Genomic DNA, 22009 nt, shown 5'->3' on the forward strand with positions numbered 1-22009 from the left:
TTCAGAGGTCAGGTTTATACCAGCGTGAGCGAGTTACCGTTCACGGTTAACTGTCGTGTAGCAGGGTCAAACTCCAGCCCCTCCGGCAGCGGGCATGCGGTGCCCTGGTCAGCGCTGACGTAGCAGGCCAGCCAGTGGGTACCGGCGCTCAGCGACGCGGACAGGCAGGGAATATCAGCGGGTGCGGCATACAGCACATTGCTGTTTGGCGGCGTGGTAACGACAAGCGATTGGCGATTGCCGTAAAGATTCACCATCTGGCTGTAATCATCTGCCGTTTGCACGGTGGCGGCATCGGCAAGTTGTTCGAGCCGCGTCTGGCGATGACGGTTGGCGGCAAATCCCCCTTCGACGCAGTTCAGCGCTCGCGGTGTGTTCACGCGATGAATGCGAACGTGGCCGCTTTCCAGCGGGATGAGCCAACTGGTGACCTCGACGTCGTCCCACGGACGCCACTCGCTGCGTACCCAATGCGCGGTCACTTGCGAACTGTCGCACTCGCGGCGGCCGCGATAATAGTCATCCCCCGCGCTGAACAGCAGCATGGAATCGACGGCGGCGTGATTCAGCCCATAACGCCCGCGCTCCAGGGTGAAGCCGAACTGGCTGGAATAGGCGAATTTGCAGTATTTTTGCTCAAAGTTGACAAAGTTGTTCTTGTCGAACTGACCGGACATCAGCATCCAGGCGTGGCGGTTTTCACTGCTATGCACGATGATTTGCCCGGCTTCGGGAATCGGGTGAATGGTCGGCAATGCGGGCAGCGGTTCGCACTCGGCCTGCCAGAAGGCGCTCTCTTCCGGTAATGCCAGAATCAGCATTGCCTTTAGCGCCCAGTACGGTGAGCCGGGGCTGTTATAGTCTTCGGCCATAATGAGGTTCGGGTAGGCATAGCCGATCGTAAACAGACCGTCGGCGTCGAGGAATGGCTGCGTCTGCCAGTGCTCCAGATTGCGCAAAATCAGCCCTTTCACCACGCCCGGCGTGAAGACGTCCAGCCCGGTAAACGCCACGGCGCTCCAGAAGGCGACCTGCACAAAGCGATAGGTCAGGCTACGGCCAAACGGAATGCCCGCGCCGTCGGCAGTGAAGTAATAGCGATAATCCAGGGCAAACTGCTGGGCACGCTGGCGGTAGCGCAGGCAGCGCTCCGGGTCGATATCCTGCATAAAATGGCTGTAGATCAGGCCATAGAAATGGAAGGCGCTGGAGATGTAGTAATCGCGCGGTTTACCTTTACCGTCGCAGTACCAGCCGTTGCCGAGCCAGAAAGGTTCGATGGCATCGAGATGTCGGTGGATCACCGCCATATCGTATTCACGGCCAACGCACTTCAGACCCAGTTGAATCAGCACCGGGAAAAAGTGCCAGTTATTGTCCGGCACGGCGACATCCGCGCTTTGGCTGAGCCAGCGCACGAGGTTATCCTGCTCAGCGGCGGACAGCGCCTGCCACAGTCCGTTGTTCGGTAGCGCCAGACCGAAACCAAACGCGGCCATCTCAACGCAGCGCTGATCGTTATCGCCAACATCGCCCCAGTAGCCGGGATGAAGCGGGTTACAGCCGTTACGCACGCCGGTCATGAATTTATCGTGCCACGCCGGCGTTGTGCCGCCGCTAACCAGTGGAAACAGCCCCCACAGCAGACGAATAAAACCTTCCATTCCGGCAACCTCGTCCGGGTATTGCGCAGCGGTGTTCCCTGCGTGAAGGCGCGTGCAATCGGCTGACAGGTGGGGAACCGCTGCCGTAATCCAACGTATTACTTGTGCACTGTATTCTTGTTTCGTCCGCATGATGAAATCCCGTTTCATATCGTTGATGGCGGACGAATAATAGGAATTTGCGCAGGCAGGCAAATGTGATTGCGCTCTTACTTTTACGCATGTCAGGTAATTAAAAATAATTTTATGGCGTATTTTGGCCTGAAAATTTTACTTCGATGATGAAAGTTTAAGTTTATTAACATGCGAGGCAAACGCGGTGGCTCACTCCCAGCGAACGGAAGACACGACTTATCTTGAGCAGATCCATCTCAACGATAAATCGATTTATTTCAATCGGATGCAGAATATGCCCGCCAATTACTATCACTGGCACCAGTGTGCGGAGATTCTCTCGGTGTCGCGTGGCGTTGGGATTGCGCTGATGGAGCACCAGCAGTACACGGTAAAACCGGGGCGCCTGTTTATTTTCCCGCCCGGCAAGCTGCACAAGGTGTACGTCGAGCAGGATGAACGTAACCTTTACCATCGTACGACCCTACACTTTAACCCGCTGCTGCTGGACCCCTGGCTGCGGGATTTTCCTCGTCAGCAGATGCTGTTGCGCCAGCTGTGTGGGCGCGGTGAGAAGGCGCGGGTGTTTGACGTTGGTGACCTGCAGCCGGTGATTGAAACGCTGTTACAACGCTTTGAAACGTTGACCCACGAGGAGAGCTGGAGCACCAGCGACAGCGCCTTTCTGATTATGCAGCTAATTAGTCTGCTGCCGCAGCAGGAGCAGGCGACCGGGCATAATACCTTTTCATCGACCATTATTCGCTGGCTGGAAAATCACTACCACGAACGCTGTTCGCTGGAGGAGATTGCGGCGGTAATGGGCTGTTCGCGCGGACACACCTCGCGGCGTTTTCATGATGAGACCGGCGGCACGATTCAGGAATATTTGATGATGCGGAGAATTCGTCAGGCTTGCGAATTATTGTTGCATTCACAGCTCTCGGTGCGGGAAATTGCTGAACGGGTCGGTTTTACCGAATACGCGTGGTTTATTACCTGTTTTCGCAAGAATATGGGTAAAACGCCGTTGCAGTATCGCAAGGCGTATCCCTACACGCTGCCGGGCGCTAATTTGTAGGCCGGATAAGGCGTTTACGCCGCCATCCGGCAGGGTAGGGCATTGCCGGACGGGGCGCTACGCTTATCCGAACTACGCAAAGAGATGCTCGGCGTGGAACCGCAGATGGTCTTCAATAAAGGAGGCAATAAAGTAATAGCTATGGTCGTAACCCGGCTGAATGCGCAGGGTGAGCGGCCAGTCTTTCTGCCGCGCGGCTTCGGCAAACACCGCGGGCTGTAGCTGGTCGGCGAGGAACTGATCGTTATCGCCCTGGTCAATCAGCAGCGGAATCGGCGCTTCAGCGCGGCTTGCCAGCAGCAGCTCGGTGCTGTCCCACTCGGCCCAGCGGGCGATATCGTCACCGAGATAGGCGCTAAAGGCTTTCTTTCCCCAGGGCACACGGCTCGGGTTGACGATGGGCGCAAAGGCCGAGGCGCTGCAATATTTGCCCGGATTTTTCAGCGCCAGCATCAGTGCGCCATGGCCGCCCATCGAATGGCCGCTGATGGCGCAGCGTTCACTCACGTTGAACTGTTCCTGAATCAGCGTTGGCAGTTCTTCACGCAGGTAATCATACATGCGGAAGTGTGCGGCCCACGGCGCCTGGGTGGCGTTTAAATAGAAGCCAGCACCCTGGCCAAGATCGTAAGCGGCATCGTTCGCCACGCCTTCACCGCGTGGGCTGGTATCGGGCATGACCAGCACAATACCTAATTCTGCGGCAACGCGCTGCGCGCCCGCTTTGGTGGTGAAGTTCTCGTCATTGCAGGTCAGACCGGACAGCCAGTACAGTACCGGCGGCGGCGTTTTTTTACCTTCCGGTGGCAAAAACAGGCTGAACGTCATCGGGCAGTTCAGCGTGGTGGAATGGTGCTGCCAGCGCTGTTGCCAGCCGCCATAACAGCGGTGCTCTTCAAGCATTTCCATGCGGGCTCCTCGCGGTTTTGGTCAGAATTAATAGTCCCATCATACAGATAATTCATCGCTGGTGAGTAACTTTCACTTTCGCATAATATTTACATGTTGCATCATAAAGATAACTTTACATTCACATTTGGGGCTTTCATGCCGGTACGAATTGCGCTCAGCGGCTTTCTGGTGCTGGTGGCCACGATGGGGATTGGCCGCTTTGCTTTTACGCCTCAGGTGCCGCTGATGATCGCGGAAGGTGAGCTGACGCTGACCAGCGCCGGGCTGGTGGCGGCGCTTAACTATCTGGGTTATCTGGTGGGAGCCTGGGATGCCATGCGTACCCATCGCGGCGTTGAGGCCCGACTGTATCTTGGCATCATCGGTGCGGTGGCGCTGACCTTTCTATCCGCGTTGGCGGATAACGCCTGGCTGCACGGTGCGCTACGTTTTGTTATCGGCTGCATGAGCGGCTGGTCGATGGTGCTGACGGCGGCATGGGTGAATGAACGGCTGGCGCACTATGCCAGGCCGGGGCTCAGTGCGGCGGTGTTTGCCGGGCCGGGGGCGGGGATCGCGATAAGCGGCCTGCTGGGCGTATTTATTCATGCGCAGGCGCTGAGCGCGGCGGCGGGCTGGCAGCTGTACGGCGTGCTGGCGCTGCTGCTGGTGGCGTTGATTGGCCGCTGGTTGCCGCGGCCTGGCGAACTGCACCGTAGCGGTGAAAAGCCGGAGCCATTAACCTTAACCCGCAACCTGAAGCGGCTGGTGTGGAGCTACAGCCTGGCGGGCTTTGGTTATATTCTGCCCGCCACCTTTTTATCGCAAATGGCGAGCCAGCGTTTCCCGGACAGCCTGTTTGCTCAGTTTATCTGGCCGGTCTTTGGCCTCGCGGGGGCAACAGGGATTGCGCTGAGTATTGCTACGCGTGGCCTGGGTCACACGCACCAGCGGTTGGCGATAGTATTGTGGCTGCAGGGCGTCGGCGTGCTGGCCGCCTGGCTGCTGCCGGGGATGAGCGGGCTGGTTGTCGGCGCGCTGCTGGTTGGCGGCGGATTCCTCGCTGCGGTACAACTCTCTCTGCTTTATGGCCGCGAGCTGGCGCCAAATCACGCCCGCTATATGGCCGGGCTGCTGACCACCGGCTATGCCGTCGGGCAACTGATAGGGCCAATGACTTCGGCGCTCTCGACCTGGCTGACCCAGCGACTGGAGCCCGCGCTGGGGATTGCTGCGGTTGCGCTGCTGATCGGTGGCGCGCTGGTCTGGCGTCCGCAGCCTGAAAGGTAAGAACGATTGCAATAATTATCGCGACGAATACTGGATTCTGTGCGTCGCCTCACGCACAATGAGTGCAAACTTTGCACCGACAAAAGCAAAGTGCACACCTGCAGGAGAAATAATAATGTCATCACTGAGTAAAGAAGCGGTCCTGGTACACGAAGCGCTGGTCGCCCGTGGTCTGGAAACCCCGCTGCGCCCACCGGTGCGCGAAATGGATAATGAAACCCGTAAGCGCCTGATTACCGGACATATGACTGAGATCATGCAGTTGCTGAATCTCGATTTAAGTGATGACAGTCTGATGGAAACGCCGCGCCGCATCGCCAAAATGTATGTGGACGAGATTTTCTCTGGTCTGGATTACGCTAATTTCCCGAAAATTACCGTCATTGAAAATAAAATGAAGGTCGACGAAATGGTGACCGTGCGCGATATCACGCTAACCAGTACCTGCGAACACCACTTTGTGACCATTGATGGTAAAGCGACCGTCGCCTATATCCCGAAAGATTCGGTGATTGGCCTATCGAAAATTAACCGTATCGTGCAGTTTTTCGCTCAGCGCCCACAGGTGCAGGAGCGTTTAACGCAGCAAATCCTGACTGCGCTGCAAACGCTGCTGGGGACCAACAACGTGGCGGTCTCCATTGACGCGGTGCACTACTGCGTGAAAGCGCGCGGCATTCGCGATGCCACCAGCGCGACCACGACCACGTCGCTCGGCGGTCTGTTCAAGTCCAGCCAGAACACCCGCCAGGAGTTCTTGCGCGCGGTGCGTCACCACAACTAATACATCAGCGGAGCAGGGAACATGGAGAGAAACGTCACGCTGGATTTTATTCGCGGCGTTGCCATTCTCGGGATCCTGCTGCTGAACATCAGCGCCTTCGGCTTGCCGAAGGCCGCCTATCTTAACCCGGCCTGGTATGGCGAGGTCACCTCGCGCGATGCCTGGACGTGGGCTATTCTCGATCTCTTTGCCCAGGTCAAATTCCTGACTCTCTTCGCGCTGTTGTTTGGCGCCGGGCTACAGCTATTGCTACCGCGCGGTTCTCGTTGGATCCAAAGCCGCTTAACGCTGCTGGCGCTGCTGGGTTTTATCCATGCGTTGCTGTTTTGGGACGGTGATATTCTGCTGGCCTACGCGCTGGTAGGGCTTATCTGTTGGCGGCTGGTGCGTGACGCCGGGGAAGTCAAAGCGTTGTTTAATACCGGTGTGATGCTCTATGTCGTCGGCGTAGCCGTGCTGATCCTGCTGGGGTTGATTGCCGACAGCGGCCAGAGCCGTTCATGGGTGCCGGATGCTTCCAGTCTGCTGTATGAACACTACTGGAAGCTGAACGGCGGCCTGGAGGCGTTCAGGAACCGCGCCGATATGCTGTCGGCAAACCTGCTGGCGCTGGGCGCGCAGTACGGCTGGCAGCTGGCGGGAATGATGCTGATGGGCGCGGCGCTGATGCGCTGCGGCTGGCTGAAAGGGCAGTTTAGCCTGCGCCACTACCGTCGCTGCGCGGCGGTTTGCATTCCGCTCGGTATGCTGATTAACCTGCCCGCGATTGCCGCGCAGTGGCACCTTGGCTGGGACTACCGCTGGTGCGCTTTTCTGCTCCAGGCGCCGCGTGAAATGAGCGCACCCATCCAGACACTGGGCTATGCGGCGCTGGCCTATGGCTACTGGCCGCAAATCAGCCGTTCTAAACTTGCTGCAGCCGTTGTCTGCGTGGGCCGTATGGCGCTCACTAACTATCTGCTGCAAACGCTCATCTGCACCACGCTCTTCTATCATTTCGGTCTGTTTATGGAATTCGATCGCCTGACGTTGCTGGCTTTCGTGGTTCCTGTCTGGCTGGTCAATCTTCTCTTTTCCATGCTGTGGCTGCGCCGATTCCGTCAGGGGCCGGTGGAATGGCTATGGCGGCAGCTGACGGCAAAAGCCGCTGGCGTTTCATTCCGCAATACATTTAGATAACGATCGAGATCACAACCATTAACAAAATGGATGTAACCGTTTCCAGACGTGTGACCGCCCTCACGTAGTTGCCGCCAGCTCGCTGCCAGAATAGCGCATCTTGATGGACCCAGGAGGTGTCACGTGAACTGCAGCACTATTCAATCGGGCGGTGAGTATGGTCACCATTCGTGATGTCGCGCGCCAGGCTGGCGTTTCCGTTGCTACCGTTTCCCGGGTGCTGAATAACAGCGCGCTGGTGAGTCAGGATACCCGCGAGGCGGTGATGAAAGCGGTTGCTGCGTTAGGCTATCGGCCCAACGCTAACGCCCAGGCGCTGGCGACACAGGTCAGCGATACCATTGGCGTGGTCGTGATGGATGTCTCCGATGCTTTCTTTGGTGCGCTGGTGAAAGCCGTTGATACGGTGGCCCAGCAGTACCAAAAAAACGTGCTGATTGGCAACAGCTATCACGAAGCGGGCAAAGAGCGTAACGCCATTGAAGTGCTGATACGCCAGCGGTGTAGCGCGCTGATCGTCCATTCAAAAGCGCTAAGCGACCGGGAATTGGCTGAATTTATGGCGCAGATGCCCGGTATGGTGCTGATCAATCGTATCGTTCCTGGCTATGCGCACCGCTGCGTTTGCCTCGACAACGTCAGTGGCGCGTTGATGGGTACCCGAATGCTGCTCAATCATGGCCATCAGCGTATTGGCTACCTGGCCTCCAGTCACAACATCGAAGACGACGACATGCGCCGGGAAGGGTGGGCGCGAGCCTTACTGGAACAGAACATCGTGGCGCCGGACAGTTGGGTTGGCACCGGGACGCCAGACATGCAGGGCGGCGAGGCGGCAATGGTTGAACTGCTCGGGCGCAACGCCGGGCTGACGGCGGTTTTTGCCTACAACGACAACATGGCTGCCGGGGCGCTAAGCGCGCTCAAAGATAACGGCATTGCGGTGCCGCAGCAGGTTTCGGTGATTGGTTTTGACGATATCCCGATTGCGCGCTATACCGATCCTCAACTCACCACCGTCCGCTATCCGATTGTTTCTATGGCAAAACAGGCCACGGAGCTGGCGCTGCTCGGCGCAGCCGGGAAGCTCGACGGCGACGCTACGCACTGCTTTATGCCGACCCTGGTTCGCCGCCACTCGGTGGCCCTGCGGCAATTTGTGCATCCCATCACGAACTAAATTGTTAATCCTATGTAACCGTTTTCAATCTGTGAGTAAATTCACAGATTGTTAACATCGCGATAGCTATAGTGGCAGCGTTTATCAGGCTGAAACATGATGTAACGGTGATTAATCACTTTTTATAGCGTAGACCAGCTACAAACACAGAATAAATCGTACTCTGGATCGTTACTCAACACGGAAGAACAAATTTTGATCAGTGAATTTCGTCGGGTGGTAACATTCCATTAACCATGCCCGCCGACTATTTTCACCCGTACTACCCTGCATAATAAAACCGGAGATACCATGAATAAGAAGGTGTTAACCCTGTCTGCTCTGATGGCCAGTATGTTTTTCGGTGCCGCAGCGCACGCTGCCGATACCCGTATCGGTGTGACTATCTATAAATACGACGACAACTTCATGTCCGTTGTGCGCAAGGCGATTGAGAAAGACGGCAAATCTGCCCCGGATGTTCAGCTGCTGATGAACGACTCCCAGAACGACCAGTCCAAGCAGAACGACCAGATTGACGTGCTGTTGGCAAAAGGCGTGAAAGCGCTGGCGATCAACCTGGTTGACCCGGCAGCGGCGGGCACGGTGATTGAAAAAGCGCGCGGCCAGAACGTGCCGATCGTTTTCTTCAACAAAGAACCTTCGCGTAAAGCGCTGGATAGCTATGACAAAGCCTTCTATGTCGGTACCGATTCAAAAGAGTCCGGTATTATCCAGGGCGACCTGATTGCTAAACATTGGGCGGCAAACCCGAACTGGGATCTGAACAAAGATGGCCAGATTCAGTTCGTCCTGCTGAAAGGCGAACCTGGCCACCCGGACGCGGAAGCGCGTACCACCTATGTTATCAAAGAGCTGAACGACAAAGGCCTGAAAACTCAGCAGCTGCAGCTGGATACCGCAATGTGGGATACCGCTCAGGCTAAAGATAAAATGGACGCGTGGCTGTCTGGCCCGAACGCCAACAAGATTGAAGTCGTGATCGCCAACAACGACGCCATGGCGATGGGTGCGGTTGAAGCGCTGAAAGCGCACAACAAATCTTCCATCCCTGTGTTCGGTGTCGACGCCCTGCCGGAAGCCCTGGCGCTGGTGAAATCCGGTGCAATGGCAGGTACCGTGCTGAACGATGCCAACAACCAGGCGAAAGCCACCTTCGATCTGGCGAAAAACCTGGCTGAAGGTAAAGGTGCCGCTGATGGCACTACCTGGAAAATTGAAAACAAAATCGTCCGCGTACCGTACGTTGGCGTAGATAAAGATAACCTTAGCCAATTTACCGGTAAGTAATCTTTAAATATATGGGGTGCACGTTCGTGCGCCCCATAAATACTGACTCAGAATTATCGCGGCCAGGTATATATATGGACAACAATAATAGAGAGCCGTCAGGTGAATTCTTGTTGGAAATGAGCCAGATCAACAAGTCTTTTCCCGGCGTAAAAGCACTCGATAATGTTAACCTGAGAGTTCGTCCACATTCTATCCATGCATTAATGGGTGAGAACGGTGCGGGCAAATCAACGTTATTAAAATGCCTATTTGGAATCTATCAAAAAGATTCCGGCAGCATTCTCTTCCAGGGTAAGGAAATCGATTTTCATTCCGCTAAAGAGGCGCTGGAAAACGGTATTTCGATGGTCCACCAGGAACTGAACCTGGTATTACAACGCTCCGTGATGGACAACATGTGGCTGGGGCGTTATCCCACCAAAGGCATGTTTGTCGATCAGGACAAAATGTATCGCGATACCAAAGCCATCTTTGATGAGCTGGATATTGATATCGACCCGCGTGCGCGCGTGGGCACGTTATCTGTTTCGCAGATGCAGATGATTGAAATCGCGAAAGCCTTCTCCTATAACGCGAAAATCGTGATTATGGATGAACCGACCTCATCGCTGACGGAGAAAGAGGTGAACCATCTGTTCACCATTATCCGTAAGCTGAAAGAGCGCGGCTGCGGCATCGTTTACATCTCGCACAAGATGGAAGAAATCTTCCAGCTGTGCGATGAAATCACCGTTCTGCGCGACGGGCAGTGGATTGCCACCCAGCCGCTGGAAGGGCTGGATATGGACAAGATCATCGCCATGATGGTGGGACGTTCGCTGAACCAGCGTTTCCCGGACAGGCAGAACGTACCGGGCGAAGTGATCCTTGATGTTCAGCATCTGACTTCGTTACGCCAGCCATCGATTCGCGACGTGTCGTTCCAGCTGCGGAAAGGGGAAATCCTCGGTATCGCCGGGCTGGTGGGCGCCAAGCGTACCGATATCGTTGAAACGCTGTTCGGCGTGCGTGAAAAGTCGAGCGGGACCATTACCCTGCACGGTAAGAAAATCAACAACCATACCGCCAATGAAGCCATTAATAACGGCTTCGCGCTTGTTACCGAAGAACGCCGCTCAACCGGTATTTATGCCTACCTTGATATTGGGTTTAACTCCTTAATTTCGAATATCAAGAGCTATAAAAACAAAGTGGGCCTGCTGGATAATTCTCGCATGAAGAGCGATACCCAATGGGTTATTGACTCAATGCGCGTAAAAACCCCTGGGCATCACACGCAAATTGGTTCGTTATCCGGCGGTAACCAGCAGAAGGTCATTATTGGACGCTGGCTGTTAACTCAGCCTGAAATTCTGATGCTGGACGAGCCGACTCGTGGTATCGACGTGGGTGCGAAATTTGAAATTTATCAATTAATCGCTGAACTGGCGAAGAAAGATAAAGGGATTATTATTATTTCTTCAGAAATGCCAGAGCTGCTGGGTATTACTGACCGTATCCTTGTCATGAGTAATGGCCTGGTTGCCGGAATTGTAGAAACGAAAACCGCAACGCAAAACGAAATTCTCCGTCTTGCGTCATTGCACCTTTAATTTCAGGGGCTCGACATGAGTGCGTTAAATAAAAAAAGCTTTCTCACTTATCTGAAAGATGGCGGTATTTACGTTGTTCTTTTGGTTCTGCTGGCCATTATTATTATCCAGGACCCGACTTTCTTAAGTTTGTTGAACCTTAGCAACATCCTGACTCAGTCTTCCGTGCGTATTATTATTGCCCTTGGCGTAGCCGGGCTGATTGTGACCCAGGGTACCGACCTGTCGGCGGGTCGCCAGGTTGGCCTCGCGGCGGTGATTGCGGCAACGCTGCTACAGTCGATGGAGAACGCCAACAAGGTGTTCCCGGAACTGTCCACCATGCCCATTTTTGTGGTTATCCTGATTGTCTGCGCGATTGGCGCGGTGATCGGCCTGATTAACGGGATTATCATTGCTTACCTGAACGTAACGCCGTTCATCACCACGCTGGGTACGATGATCATCGTTTACGGTATCAACTCCCTGTACTACGACTTCGTGGGCGCGTCGCCGATTTCCGGCTTTGACAGCGGTTTCTCGACCTTCACGCAAGGGTTTATCGCGCTGGGTAGCTTCCGTCTTTCATACATTACTTTCTACGCGTTGATTGCCGTAGGGTTTGTCTGGATCCTGTGGAACAAGACCCGCTTTGGTAAAAATATCTTCGCCATCGGCGGCAACCCGGAAGCGGCGAAAGTTTCTGGCGTTAACGTGGCGCTGAACCTGCTGGTGATTTATGCGCTGTCAGGCGTGTTCTACGCCTTCGGCGGGATGCTGGAAGCAGGCCGTATCGGCTCAGCGACCAACAACCTCGGCTTCATGTACGAACTGGATGCCATCGCGGCCTGCGTCGTGGGTGGGGTTTCATTCAGCGGCGGTGTGGGTACGGTGCTCGGCGTGGTGACCGGTGTGATCATCTTTACGGTTATCAACTACGGTCTGACTTATATCGGCGTGAACCCGTACTGGCAATACATCATCAAGGGCGCGATTATTATCTTCGCGGTTGCGCTGGATTCCCTGAAATACGCGCGTAAGAAATAATAGCTGTAAGATTGGTAAAAGAAGCCCGGCAACATGCCGGGCTTTTTACTGTGCTGCCTGGCATCGCTACTTGCTACGGGCCGCAATATACAATCCGCTGTTTTTCATCGCATAGCCAAAAACCAGCCCCACCAGCAGTGCAGGCAGCACGACTCGCCAGTTGCCGTTGCAGGCGAAGGTTGAACAGGCGCCGATAAAGGTACCGGGAACAAAAGAAAGCCAGCCATTCTTGGCCTGAAGACACATAGCGAAGGCCACAACCCCTGTCAGCAGATAGCTGACAATCGTCAGCGCTGGCGATAGCGCGCTGCCGTGGATAATGACTTCTGCCCAGAATACGCCGCTGACCAGCGTACAAAACGAAATACCCAGCCCTTTTAGCCCGCCCTGTGGACAGGCAAAATACGCGGTACAGCCCAGAAAACCCACCCAGCTAAGCAACCCCCAGGTCACGGCCACCCAACTCCAGATACCGGATAAAATACCGGTCGTTAGCGCGATGGCGACAAGTGTGCTCATAGCTTTATCCATCCGGCCCGCAGAGCGAGCCGGTGTGTTGAAGGACGTTAAAGCACCACAGCGTGCGCTTTTTCGCCCGGTTTGAAGGTAATCTCCCCAAGGCTAATACAGGCCACCGGGCAGACGTGACCGCAGAGCAGGCAGCCGACGCATTTTTCAGTATTGCAGTGCGGCGCGCGCGTCTCCTCATTCCACTCCATCGCCTGATGTCCGCCGTCATAGCAGGAGATGTAGCAGCGGCCGCAGCCGACGCATTTTTCCTGATTAATATGCGGATAGACGATATAGCTACGGTCGAGGTCTTCAGCCGGTACGATGTTGTGATTCGCGAGGCCAATCATCTCATCAAGCGAATCAAAGCCCTGATCGTTAAGGTAGTGAGACAGGCCGCTTATCATATCTTCGACAATACGATAACCGTACTGCATGATGCCCGTTGTCACCTGTAGCGTCGCCGCGCCCAGCAGTAAAAACTCGGCGGCGTCTTCCCATGTTTCAATCCCGCCAATCCCGCTGATAGGGAAGTCCTTCAGGTCGGGATGAGTGCGCAATTGCTGAATGAAGCGCAGCGCAATGGGCTTCACGGCTTTACCGGAATACCCTGATACGCTGGATTTGCCGTTGACCACCGGCATGCCGATTTTACGGTTAAGGTCAATATTGGTAATGGATTTCACGGTGTTGATGGTCGCGATACCATCAGCCCCGCCGCGTTTGGCCGCCAGCGCCACTTCGCACATATCACCAATATTCGGCGTCATTTTGGCCAGCATCGGCAGAGACGAACCGTGCTTCACCGCCCGGCAGTATTTCTCGACCAGTTCGGGGCTTTGCCCGACGTCGCTGCCCATGGCGTGAGAGGTCATCTGCGGGCAGGAGAAGTTGCACTCAATCATGTCAGCGCCAGCTTCCTCGACGAGCTTCGCCAGATCCTGCCACTGTTGCTCATTTTCGCCCATGATCGAGGCGATCAGCACTTTATCGGGGTAATCCTGCTTAAGCTGGCGGATCGCCGCCAGGTTTTCTGCCAGCGGATGCTCGGCAATCTGCTCCATGTTCTTAAAGCCGATAAATCCGGTATCTTCTTTGGTCAGATGATCGAAGCGCGGCGAGACTTCGTTGGCGATAAAGAAGCCAATGGTTTTAAACACGATACCGCCCCAGCCGCTGTCATAGGCTTTGGCGCACATGTCGTAGCAGTTGCCCACCGGTGAAGATGAGAGGCAGAACGGGTTAGGGAATTTGACGCCGCAGAAGGTGACCGACAGATCTTTGGTTAACATGTTCATGCCTCCTCTAAATAGTGATGAATGGCCTGAGCGGCTTCTTTCCCGGTCTTCACGGCGTAGACCACGGTTTTGTCTCCTTTGACAATATCGCCCGCGGCGAACAGCGCAGGGTCACTGGTCTGGTAGTTGTGCGTTTCCACGATGTTACGCTGGACCTGAATGTCCGCAAAGGCATCCAGTTCGGCGCGTTGACCGACGGCGAGGTAAATGCGCTCTGCCGTTAGCGTCAGCTCGCCGGGCAGGCGAACGTGCTGGAACGTCACCTTGTTGCCCGTGACGCTGATGGGGGTAAAGCCATCGATAATCGATACGCCCAGCGCCTGGGTGGTCGTGAACTCTTTATCGCTTGCCGGAAATTCGGCCAGCTCTTCGCGGGCCACGCAGGTGACGGACGGACAACCGAGAATTTTCAGCGTACTGGCAACGTCCATCGCCACGTCGCCGCCGCCGATAATCAGGGCGCTTTCCGGTACGGTGATGTTGCCGCCTGACATTCGGGCGCGCTGGAGGAAATCGACGGCGATTTCGACCGGACTTGCCTCGTTAAACAGGGGCAGCGTTGAGCCTTTGGACATTCCGACGGTCAGCAGCACTGCGCGGTAGTCGGCTTTCAGTTCAGCAAGCGTCGGGTTTTTACCGACTTCGCAGCCGCAGCGCACGGTGACGCCCATGTCGATGATGCGGGCAATTTCAGTATCCAGCACCTTTTGCGGCAGGCGAAACTCTGGAATACCGTGACGCAACCAGCCGCCCGGTTGGGCCTCTTTTTCAAAAAGGGTGACGTCATAGCCCAGATGAGTGAGCGTGACGCTAGCCTGTAACCCCGCGGGGCCAGCGCCCACGATCGCGACTTTCCCTTTGTCCTTGCGGCCCGGCTGGTAAATCTGCATCGCCGTTTGCTGCTCGAAGTCGGTGACAAAACGCTGCAGGCGGCCGATATCAATCGGCGTATCTATGCCCGAGCGGGAACAGCCCTGCTGGCAAAGTTTTTCCGTAGGGCAGACGCGTGCACAAACCGCGCCCAACGCATTATTTTCTCGAATGGTTTCGGCAGCACCTTTAAAGTTACGGAAATATACCGAGCGAATAAACTTGCCAGGGTCGGTTTCCGCGGGGCAAGACTGGCTGCACGGTGCATCGTGGCACAGCAGGCAGCGGGAGGCTTCTTTGATCGCCAATAGCGGCGTAAAGGCAGGAATCAGCTCATCCTGGTATTCGTGTTGCGACATAATTGCTTCCTTAATGATTAGTTTAATTAAGGCAAAAAAAGTGAAACAACTTCAGGCAGGCTAAGCGGATGAGGGGGAGGGTTCTGTGAAAGCATTCACAAATAACCTGATAATTATTGTGGTTTAGCGTGGATCGCAGGAATAGATAAGATGCAAATAGGAACCATTAGTAATAGAAATTCATTAACTAATGTAATGACAGGAACACGGGTTTCCAGAAAAGACTCAGTTGGCCTTCTTTTTCTGTAGCTCCAGCAATTGATCTGGCGTGACGGCGGGATATCCCTGGGCGCCTTCCGGCACTTCTTGCTGGGCAGGAATCGGAATCAACGGGCCTAAGAAGCGCGGCTCGCGCTTGAACAGATAAAGATCGGCCAGCGCCCCGAAGCGGGCACCGAATTCGCGCAGGCGAACGCTCCACATATCTTTCGGAGACGGTACGGCGTAGCACTGCGCCTGAATGCCCATATGCAGGGCGATAAACAGCGCGCGCTCACAGTGGAAGCGCTGGGTAATGATAATGAAATCGTTGGTGTCGAACACCTTACGCGTGCGGACGATGGAATCGAGCGTACGGAAGCCCGCGTAATCCAGCACGATATCTTCCGGCGCCACGCCGGCTTTGATCAGATCGCGGCGCATGGTCATCGGCTCGTTATAGCTTTGCAGCGCGTTGTCGCCGCTCAGCAGCAGATAGTTGACCTTGCCGCTGTTGTAGGCGTTCAGCGCCCCCTGGATGCGGTAACGGTAATACTGGTTGATGACGCCGGTACGGTAGTACTTCGCGGTGCCAAGCACGACACCCACCTGGCGATAGGGAAGATCCTGCAGCTCGTCGTAGATATAAGGCGCCGTTTTCCAGCTCATCCAGCGGTCAAGACCCAGCACGGTCAACAGCAGCAGGCCGCACAGGACTAACAGGCTGTATAACACACGCTTTAACATGAACTTGGCTCAACCGTGGACGAGGGAGACATCAGGCTACTTTACCCGCCGGGCAAGCGCAAGAAACCATCGTTTAATTGCGGGGAAATTAGACAACGGAGGCGGATTGCCGTTTGTAGGCCGGATAAGGCAAAGCCGCCGTCCGGCAATCTGCTCCAGCTGGCCCGATGGCGCTACGCTTATCAGGCCTACGGGTTAGGCTAACAGGACGCGATCGATATTATGGCAGCCGAGCGCTTTCAGCGTCGCGGCGGTGGCATCCCACTGAATCAGCGGGGCATCGGCGCGTTCAGCAAGAATGGCCCGTTGAATGTCCGGGTAATCATAACCGTTCAGGCTCAGCAGGTTCAGCGCGCCCTGCAGCGGTGGCAGCGTGGGGTTAAACGCGGCGTTTTCAGCATAGCTGCCGCTGAAAATAGTACCATCACGCAGTTCCAGCGCCACGCCCGATGGCGATTGGCTGTACGGGGTATGGCTCTGATTCGCGGCCCGAATCGCAGCCTGTGAAAGCGCATCGCCATCAAGCGGATAACCGTGATCCTCCGCGTCCATCAGCAGGGTTTTGATCTCCAGATCTTTCGGGCCAAAAGCATCCGGCAGGTAATCCTGTAACGTGTGTGGCTGACGGCCCGGCAGATTGATACGCAGCGCCAGCCCGCTGTTCAGCTCGTTCATAAACTGACGGCAGTGGCCGCACGGCGTGTAGTTAACGGTAATCGCCTGCAGCGCTTTTTCACCGCGTAGCCAGGCGTGGCTGATGGCGCTTTGCTCGGCATGAACCGTTTGTTGCATTGTCGCGCCGAGAAACTCCATGTTGCCGCCGAAGTACCAGGTGCCGCTGACACCGCGGGCAATGGCGCCAACGTTAAAGTGAGAGAGGTCTGCGCGGGCGCAGGCTGCGGCCAGTGGCAGGAGCGCGAAAGCGAGCGCGTCTTCGTCCAACCCCGTCGCCTGCTGCAGCGATGAGACCTGCCCGGCGCTTAACAGAGCAGGGAAGTGCGGATCGGCTAACAGCGGAGCGATAGCAGTCTGCAGGTCTGCCGCCAGTTGCGTAAAAGCAGATTGAAAACGTGGATGCATGGCGTTGTGCCTCATAACAATGTAATGGGATCGTAGTGTACGGGGCGCGCACGCCACGATTGGTGATCAATATCTCATTGTTAGTGCAACGTATGTAATCTCATTGGAAAATGTGTGATTTGTCTCGTTTTATCCCACCGCGGCCAGAATAATCGGGAACAGGAACGGTGCGATCAGCGAAGTAATAATCCCGCAGATGACCAGGGCCAGTGAACTAAACGCCCCTTCCTGGTAGTCCAGCTCCGCGCAGCGAGCGGTGCCGAGGGCGTGCGATGCGGTGCCCATCGACAGGCCGCGCGAAGCTTTAGTGGTGATACGCATCAGGTTCAACAGCGTGTGGCCAAACACCGCGCCGAGAATACCGACATAAATCACGCACACTGCGCTGATGGCGGGAATACCGCCAATGCTGCCGCTCACCGCCATCGCAATCGGGGTGGTGACCGATTTCGGCAGAATAGAGGCGGCGATTTGCGGCGATGCGCCCATCATTAACGCCACGGTGGTACCGGTAATCATCGCCACCGCGCTGCCGATAAAGCAGATAGTGATAATGGATTTCCAGCGGGCACGAATCTGGTGCAGCTGTTCGTACAGCGGGTAGGCGAGGGCGACCACCGCCGGTTGCAGAAGGTCGTTCAGTACTTCGCTGCCTTTGAAATAGTGGTCGTAAGGGATGCCGGTCAGCATCAGGAACGGAATAATCACCACCATGGAAACCAGCAGCGGGTTGAGCAGCGGCATTTTGAAACGCGAGCCCAGCTTACGGGCGGCAAAAAAGACAACCAGGGTCAGCGGCAGCGACCACCAAATATAATGAAGCATTATTTTTTCGCCTCTTCTTGCCCAACGACGTTACGTTCACCGTGTACCAGGTGTGAGCTCCAGCTCACGACCACCAGCACCACCAGCGTACTGACGGTACAGGAGACCACCACCGGACCAAACTGCGCGCTCAAGAGCGTGAAGTACTGCATCACGCCAACGCCAATCGGCACAAACAGCAGCGCCATATAGCGAATAAGCACGTAGCAGCCGGGGTTGACCCATTTGGCGGGCAGAATTTGCAGCGCCAGCAGGACGAAGAGGATAAGCATGCCGATAATGCTGCCGGGGATGGTGATGGGCAGCAGCGACGAAACAAAAATTCCGGCATAAAGGCAGGCGTAAATCAGCACGAATGCACGCAGGTATTGCCAGATAATATTCAGTGATTTGAGCATGGGATTCACCTTTGGTGGAATGCATTCATCATACAATTAAACCCTGAAATGTGCTACCGATCACATCATGAAATCTGAGCATACCTGATATAGATAAGCGGAACATCAGCCCTCTGACCGCAGGTTAGCTCTCAATGTGTACCGGGTGTGATAAATAGTGGAGAAAACGGCTCAGCGCCAGCGACGGGAGATCCTTCTTACGCCAGAATACGCCAACGCTGCCTTTCTGCTCAATGCGCGGCAGCGCCAGAATGGACAGCTGCCCCTGGCGCTGGTAGCGCTCGGCAAGGCGTAAAGAAAGAATAGAGATCATATCGCTGCTTTGCAGCAGGTTGACGCTGACGTTCATCGACGCCGATTCGATGGTGTTCTCCGGCAGCATTACGCCGTTTTCCACCAGCGCGTTATCAATACTCTGGCGGATCGGCGTGCCGTTCGGCCAGACGATCCAGCGCCACGAGGCCAGATCGTTCCACGTCAGGCTGGCAAGGCGCGCCAGCGGATGGTCGGTACGCGCGACAAAACAGACCGGTTCGGTATACAGCACTTCATAGTTCAGCGGTAGCTCCAGCGCCCGGCCGCCGATACGCCCGACCACCACATCGACCACCCCCGACTGTAAATCGTGCAGCAGCGGCGTCATCACCTTTTCTTCAATATTCAGATGCAGCGTCGGCATTTCGGCCAACAGCGGGAAAATCGCCTGGGAAACGCAGTCGGTGGCCACCGGCGAGCAGCCAATTTTCAGGCTGCCGACCAGCCCGCCTTGCTTAAAGCGTTCCATCTCAAACTGTGAACGTTCGATATCGTTTATCAGCCGCTGGGCGTGCTGGAGCAGCAGTTTGCCGCCCTCCGATGGACGGAGACCTTTACTGTGTCGCTCAAACAGCGTCAGGCCTAACTCCTCTTCAAACTGGGTCAGCCACTTCGACAGCGCGGGCTGAGTGATGTGCATTTTCTTCGCCACCTGGGTGAGATTTCCCTGCTCGCCGAGCGCCACCAGAATGTGCAAATGATGAAGCTTCAGTTTCTGCGTCCAGTCCGCCATCAGGTATAACCTCCAGGTTATGTTTGAGCATGAAATGCCATTGTACAACTCATTTCTCTTATCACAAAATGGCAACATAAAAGCAAAAAAAGAAACATCTTACCCTGTGCCGTTCGGGCCAGACGCGCGAACGGCGAAATGGATAACCTGCATTTACCGAGGCCCTCCCTATGACGCAACGACGTGAACTTCAGGCGCTAATCGACGCCGCCCCTATCGGCGCGATGCAGTGGCTCGTCATTATCTGCTGTTTCCTGGTGGTAATGATGGACGGGTTTGATACCGCCGCCATCGACTTTATCGCCCCGGCCATTCGTGAGCACTGGCAACTGAGCGCCGCCGATCTTGCCCCGCTATTTGGCGCCGGTCTGCTGGGCTTAACCGCGGGCGCGCTGCTGTGTGGGCCGCTTTCCGACAAATTCGGTCGTAAAAGGGTGATTGAATGGTGCGTCGCGCTGTTCGGCCTCTTCAGCCTGTTGTCAGCGTTTTCGCCCAATCTGGAAATATTAATTGTTCTGCGCTTCTTAACCGGCCTCGGCCTCGGCGGCGCGATGCCTAACACCATTACCATGACCTCAGAGTATCTGCCGTCCCGCCGTCGCGGTGCGCTGGTGACCCTGATGTTCTGCGGCTTCACCCTCGGTTCGGCGCTCGGCGGCATCGTCAGCGCGCAGCTGGTGGCGGTGATTGGCTGGCACGGCATTCTGGTGCTGGGCGGCGTGCTGCCGCTGGCGCTGTTCTTCGGCCTGCTGGTTGCGCTGCCGGAGTCGCCGCGCTGGCTGGTTCGCCGTCAGCGTCCGCAGGCACAAATCAGCCGGACGATCGGCGCGATGACCGGCGAGCGCTACGAAAACACCGAGTTCTGGCTGGATGAACCCGCCGCTACGCAAAAGGGCAGCATCAGCCAGCTGTTCGCCGGGCGTCAGCTCACCATCACGCTGATGCTGTGGGTGGTGTTCTTTATGAGTCTACTGATCATCTACCTGCTGTCGAGCTGGATGCCGACGCTGTTGAACCACCGCGGTATCGATTTGCAACACGCCTCGTGGGTGACGGCGGCGTTCCAGGTTGGCGGTACGCTGGGCGCGCTGTTGCTGGGCGTACTGATGGATAAATTCAATCCGTTCTGGGTGCTGGCCGTCAGCTATGCGCTGGGCGCGGTATGCATCGTGATGATCGGCCTGAGTGAAAACGGCCTGTGGCTGATGGCGCTGGCGATTTTCGGCACCGGCATCGGCATTAGCGGTTCGCAGGTAGGGCTTAACGCGCTGACCGCGACGCTTTACCCCACGCAAAGCCGCGCTACCGGCGTGAGCTGGTCTAACGCCATCGGCCGCTGTGGTGCCATCGTCGGTTCGGTCTCCGGCGGCATGATGATGGCGATGAATTTCTCATTCGACACCTTGTTCTTTGTGATTGCCGTTCCGGCCGCCGTTAGCGCCGTCATGCTGACATTGCTGACGCTGGTCGTACGCCAGTCATCCCGAGTACCCGAATCGCAGCCCGTCATGGGCGCGGTGAAAAGTTAAGGAGAATAATAATGACCGCGGATGTAAAACACGATCGCCAACAGTTCTATCAGCATATTTCCGGGCAAAACCTGACGCCGCTGTGGGAATCGTTGCATCACCTGGTGCCAAAAACGCCGAACGCCAACTGCGTACCGGCCTACTGGAACTATCAGGAAATTCGCCCGCTGCTGCTGGAAAGCGGCACGCTGATTGGCGCGAAAGAGGCGGTGCGCCGCGTGCTGGTGCTGGAGAACCCCGGCCTGCGCGGCCAGTCATCGATTACCTCGTCGTTGTATGCGGGCCTGCAGCTGATCATGCCGGGCGAAGTGGCGCCAAGCCATCGCCATAACCAGTCGGCGCTGCGTTTTGTGGTGGAAGGCCGCGGTGCGTTTACCGCTGTCGACGGTGAGCGCACCCAGATGAGCCCCGGCGATTTTATCCTCACCCCGCAGTGGCGCTGGCACGACCACGGCAACCCGGGCGACGAGCCGGTTATCTGGCTCGACGGTCTGGACCTGCCGCTGGTGAACTATCTCGGCTGCGGCTTTGCCGAAGATTACCCGGAGGAACAGCAGCCGGTGACGCGTAAAGAGGGTGATTATCTGCCGCGCTACGCCGCCAACATGCTGCCGCTGCGCCACCAGGTAGGCAACTCATCACCGATTTTCAACTACCGCTATGACCGCAGCCGCGAGGCGCTGCATGACCTGATGCGTCTGGGCGAGGCCGACGAGTGGGATGGCTACAAGATGCGCTACGTTAACCCCGTTACCGGCGGTTACCCGATGCCGTCGATGGGCGCTTTCCTGCAACTGCTGCCAAAAGGCTTCCAGTCGCGTCAGGCGCGCACCACCGATAGCACTATCTACCACGTGGTAGAAGGCAGCGGCGAAGTGACCATCGGTGAGCAAACCTTCAGCTTTAAAGCGAAAGATATTTTTGTTGTGCCGACCTGGCACAGCGTGTCCTTTAACACGCCAGAAGAGACCGTGCTATTCAGTTTCTCGGATAGACCCGTCCAGGAAGCCCTGGGCTTGTTCCGCGAAGCGCGCTATTAATCAGGAGAAGAAA

The 22009-nt window shown here is 56.0% G+C and carries 20 protein-coding genes; 10 read left to right on the plus strand and 10 right to left on the minus strand.

Translation table 11 applies throughout. The features are described 5' to 3' along the window. Positions 1-14: 14 nt before the first annotated feature. Positions 15-1814 (minus strand): DUF2264 domain-containing protein, encoded by a 1800-nt coding sequence (locus M989_RS08075; RefSeq protein ID WP_064544104.1) that lies wholly within the window; start codon positions 1812-1814, stop codon positions 15-17. A 169-nt stretch (positions 1815-1983) separates the two neighbouring features. On the opposite strand from M989_RS08075, the gene M989_RS08080 reads away from it, so the two are divergent. Then, on the plus strand, positions 1984-2859 hold the full coding sequence (locus M989_RS08080; protein WP_064544106.1) for an AraC family transcriptional regulator: 876 nt from the start codon (positions 1984-1986) through the stop codon (positions 2857-2859). 72 nt (positions 2860-2931) lie between these two features. On the opposite strand, the gene fghA is transcribed toward M989_RS08080, so the two are convergent. Further along, positions 2932-3768: an S-formylglutathione hydrolase gene (fghA, locus tag M989_RS08085; protein WP_064544108.1), complete on the minus strand. Its 837-nt coding sequence runs from the start codon at positions 3766-3768 to the stop codon at positions 2932-2934. A gap of 138 nt (positions 3769-3906) precedes the next feature. On the opposite strand from fghA, the gene M989_RS08090 reads away from it, so the two are divergent. The 7 genes from M989_RS08090 to mglC all read left to right on the plus strand — a co-directional run bounded on the left by M989_RS08090 (position 3907) and on the right by mglC (position 12094). After that, positions 3907-5040 (plus strand): YbfB/YjiJ family MFS transporter, encoded by a 1134-nt coding sequence (locus M989_RS08090; RefSeq protein WP_064544224.1) that lies wholly within the window; start codon positions 3907-3909, stop codon positions 5038-5040. 115 nt (positions 5041-5155) lie between these two features. Continuing rightward, the gene (gene folE / locus M989_RS08095) at positions 5156-5824 is read left to right on the plus strand and encodes a GTP cyclohydrolase I FolE (protein WP_064544110.1); all 669 of its coding nucleotides are present in this window, start codon (positions 5156-5158) and stop codon (positions 5822-5824) included. A gap of 21 nt (positions 5825-5845) precedes the next feature. Next, positions 5846-7003 (plus strand): DUF418 domain-containing protein YeiB, encoded by a 1158-nt coding sequence (yeiB, locus tag M989_RS08100; protein WP_064544112.1) that lies wholly within the window; start codon positions 5846-5848, stop codon positions 7001-7003. A gap of 157 nt (positions 7004-7160) precedes the next feature. After that, on the plus strand, positions 7161-8183 hold the full coding sequence (galS, locus tag M989_RS08105; RefSeq protein WP_064544114.1) for an HTH-type transcriptional regulator GalS: 1023 nt from the start codon (positions 7161-7163) through the stop codon (positions 8181-8183). Positions 8184-8474: 291 nt separating this feature from the next. Next, the gene (gene mglB, locus M989_RS08110) at positions 8475-9473 is read left to right on the plus strand and encodes a galactose/glucose ABC transporter substrate-binding protein MglB (RefSeq protein ID WP_064544116.1); all 999 of its coding nucleotides are present in this window, start codon (positions 8475-8477) and stop codon (positions 9471-9473) included. A gap of 74 nt (positions 9474-9547) precedes the next feature. Further along, positions 9548-11068: a galactose/methyl galactoside ABC transporter ATP-binding protein MglA gene (gene mglA, locus M989_RS08115; protein ID WP_064544118.1), complete on the plus strand. Its 1521-nt coding sequence runs from the start codon at positions 9548-9550 to the stop codon at positions 11066-11068. 15 nt (positions 11069-11083) lie between these two features. Further along, on the plus strand, positions 11084-12094 hold the full coding sequence (mglC, locus tag M989_RS08120; RefSeq protein WP_064544119.1) for a galactose/methyl galactoside ABC transporter permease MglC: 1011 nt from the start codon (positions 11084-11086) through the stop codon (positions 12092-12094). Between the two features lie 66 nt (positions 12095-12160). Here mglC and M989_RS08125 read toward each other — a convergent pair whose 3' ends face one another. From M989_RS08125 to M989_RS08160, 8 genes are all read right to left on the minus strand, one after another. Beyond that, on the minus strand, positions 12161-12613 hold the full coding sequence (locus M989_RS08125) for a DUF1097 domain-containing protein (protein ID WP_064544122.1): 453 nt from the start codon (positions 12611-12613) through the stop codon (positions 12161-12163). A 47-nt stretch (positions 12614-12660) separates the two neighbouring features. Next, positions 12661-13896, minus strand: coding sequence for an NAD-dependent dihydropyrimidine dehydrogenase subunit PreA (gene preA, locus M989_RS08130; protein WP_064544124.1), 1236 nt, complete (start codon positions 13894-13896; stop codon positions 12661-12663). Between the two features lie 2 nt (positions 13897-13898). Then, on the minus strand, positions 13899-15131 hold the full coding sequence (locus M989_RS08135) for an NAD(P)-dependent oxidoreductase (protein ID WP_064544126.1): 1233 nt from the start codon (positions 15129-15131) through the stop codon (positions 13899-13901). A 225-nt stretch (positions 15132-15356) separates the two neighbouring features. Continuing rightward, complete coding sequence (sanA, locus tag M989_RS08140; RefSeq protein ID WP_064544128.1) at positions 15357-16076, minus strand: outer membrane permeability protein SanA; 720 nt, start codon at positions 16074-16076, stop codon at positions 15357-15359. A gap of 195 nt (positions 16077-16271) precedes the next feature. Continuing rightward, the gene (cdd, locus tag M989_RS08145) at positions 16272-17156 is read right to left on the minus strand and encodes a cytidine deaminase (RefSeq protein WP_064544129.1); all 885 of its coding nucleotides are present in this window, start codon (positions 17154-17156) and stop codon (positions 16272-16274) included. 129 nt (positions 17157-17285) lie between these two features. Continuing rightward, complete coding sequence (locus tag M989_RS08150; protein WP_064544131.1) at positions 17286-17981, minus strand: CidB/LrgB family autolysis modulator; 696 nt, start codon at positions 17979-17981, stop codon at positions 17286-17288. After that, entirely contained in the window at positions 17981-18379 is a 399-nt protein-coding gene (locus tag M989_RS08155) for a CidA/LrgA family protein (protein WP_064544133.1), read from the minus strand. The genes M989_RS08150 and M989_RS08155 overlap by 1 nt, the downstream gene beginning before the upstream one ends. Before the next feature lie 124 nt (positions 18380-18503). Next, entirely contained in the window at positions 18504-19427 is a 924-nt protein-coding gene (locus tag M989_RS08160) for a LysR substrate-binding domain-containing protein (protein ID WP_064544135.1), read from the minus strand. A 170-nt stretch (positions 19428-19597) separates the two neighbouring features. Here M989_RS08160 and mhbT point away from each other — a divergent pair, with 170 nt between their 5' ends. Together mhbT and gtdA are read left to right on the plus strand one after the other, a co-directional pair. Then, positions 19598-20956 carry a 3-hydroxybenzoate transporter MhbT gene (gene mhbT / locus M989_RS08165; protein ID WP_064544137.1) on the plus strand — a complete coding sequence of 453 codons (1359 nt, stop codon included), beginning with the start codon at positions 19598-19600 and terminating at the stop codon, positions 20954-20956. A gap of 11 nt (positions 20957-20967) precedes the next feature. Beyond that, positions 20968-21996, plus strand: coding sequence for a gentisate 1,2-dioxygenase (gtdA, locus tag M989_RS08170; RefSeq protein ID WP_064544139.1), 1029 nt, complete (start codon positions 20968-20970; stop codon positions 21994-21996). Positions 21997-22009: the final 13 nt, after the last annotated feature.

Origin of the sequence: Kluyvera georgiana ATCC 51603, assembly GCF_001654985.1 — a bacterium.
In the GTDB taxonomy this organism is placed as follows: Bacteria; Pseudomonadota; Gammaproteobacteria; order Enterobacterales; family Enterobacteriaceae; genus Kluyvera; species Kluyvera georgiana.

Excerpts from the sequence above, each read along its gene's own strand:
- M989_RS08160 (WP_064544135.1), bottom strand. The coding sequence starts at position 19,427 with ATGGCGGACTGGACGCAGAAACTGAAGCTTCATCATTTGCACATTCTG.
- cdd (WP_064544129.1), bottom strand. The coding sequence starts at position 17,156 with ATGCATCCACGTTTTCAATCTGCTTTTACGCAACTGGCGGCAGACCTG.
- mglC (WP_064544119.1), top strand. The coding sequence starts at position 11,084 with ATGAGTGCGTTAAATAAAAAAAGCTTTCTCACTTATCTGAAAGATGGC.
- mglA (WP_064544118.1), top strand. The coding sequence starts at position 9,548 with ATGGACAACAATAATAGAGAGCCGTCAGGTGAATTCTTGTTGGAAATG.
- M989_RS08090 (WP_064544224.1), top strand. The coding sequence starts at position 3,907 with ATGCCGGTACGAATTGCGCTCAGCGGCTTTCTGGTGCTGGTGGCCACG.
- folE (WP_064544110.1), top strand. The coding sequence starts at position 5,156 with ATGTCATCACTGAGTAAAGAAGCGGTCCTGGTACACGAAGCGCTGGTC.
- M989_RS08155 (WP_064544133.1), bottom strand. The coding sequence starts at position 18,379 with ATGCTCAAATCACTGAATATTATCTGGCAATACCTGCGTGCATTCGTG.
- fghA (WP_064544108.1), bottom strand. The coding sequence starts at position 3,768 with ATGGAAATGCTTGAAGAGCACCGCTGTTATGGCGGCTGGCAACAGCGC.
- preA (WP_064544124.1), bottom strand. The coding sequence starts at position 13,896 with ATGTTAACCAAAGATCTGTCGGTCACCTTCTGCGGCGTCAAATTCCCT.
- M989_RS08075 (WP_064544104.1), bottom strand. The coding sequence starts at position 1,814 with ATGAAACGGGATTTCATCATGCGGACGAAACAAGAATACAGTGCACAA.
- galS (WP_064544114.1), top strand. The coding sequence starts at position 7,161 with ATGGTCACCATTCGTGATGTCGCGCGCCAGGCTGGCGTTTCCGTTGCT.
- gtdA (WP_064544139.1), top strand. The coding sequence starts at position 20,968 with ATGACCGCGGATGTAAAACACGATCGCCAACAGTTCTATCAGCATATT.
- sanA (WP_064544128.1), bottom strand. The coding sequence starts at position 16,076 with ATGTTAAAGCGTGTGTTATACAGCCTGTTAGTCCTGTGCGGCCTGCTG.
- M989_RS08150 (WP_064544131.1), bottom strand. The coding sequence starts at position 17,981 with ATGCTTCATTATATTTGGTGGTCGCTGCCGCTGACCCTGGTTGTCTTT.
- M989_RS08125 (WP_064544122.1), bottom strand. The coding sequence starts at position 12,613 with ATGAGCACACTTGTCGCCATCGCGCTAACGACCGGTATTTTATCCGGT.
- mglB (WP_064544116.1), top strand. The coding sequence starts at position 8,475 with ATGAATAAGAAGGTGTTAACCCTGTCTGCTCTGATGGCCAGTATGTTT.
- mhbT (WP_064544137.1), top strand. The coding sequence starts at position 19,598 with ATGACGCAACGACGTGAACTTCAGGCGCTAATCGACGCCGCCCCTATC.
- yeiB (WP_064544112.1), top strand. The coding sequence starts at position 5,846 with ATGGAGAGAAACGTCACGCTGGATTTTATTCGCGGCGTTGCCATTCTC.
- M989_RS08135 (WP_064544126.1), bottom strand. The coding sequence starts at position 15,131 with ATGTCGCAACACGAATACCAGGATGAGCTGATTCCTGCCTTTACGCCG.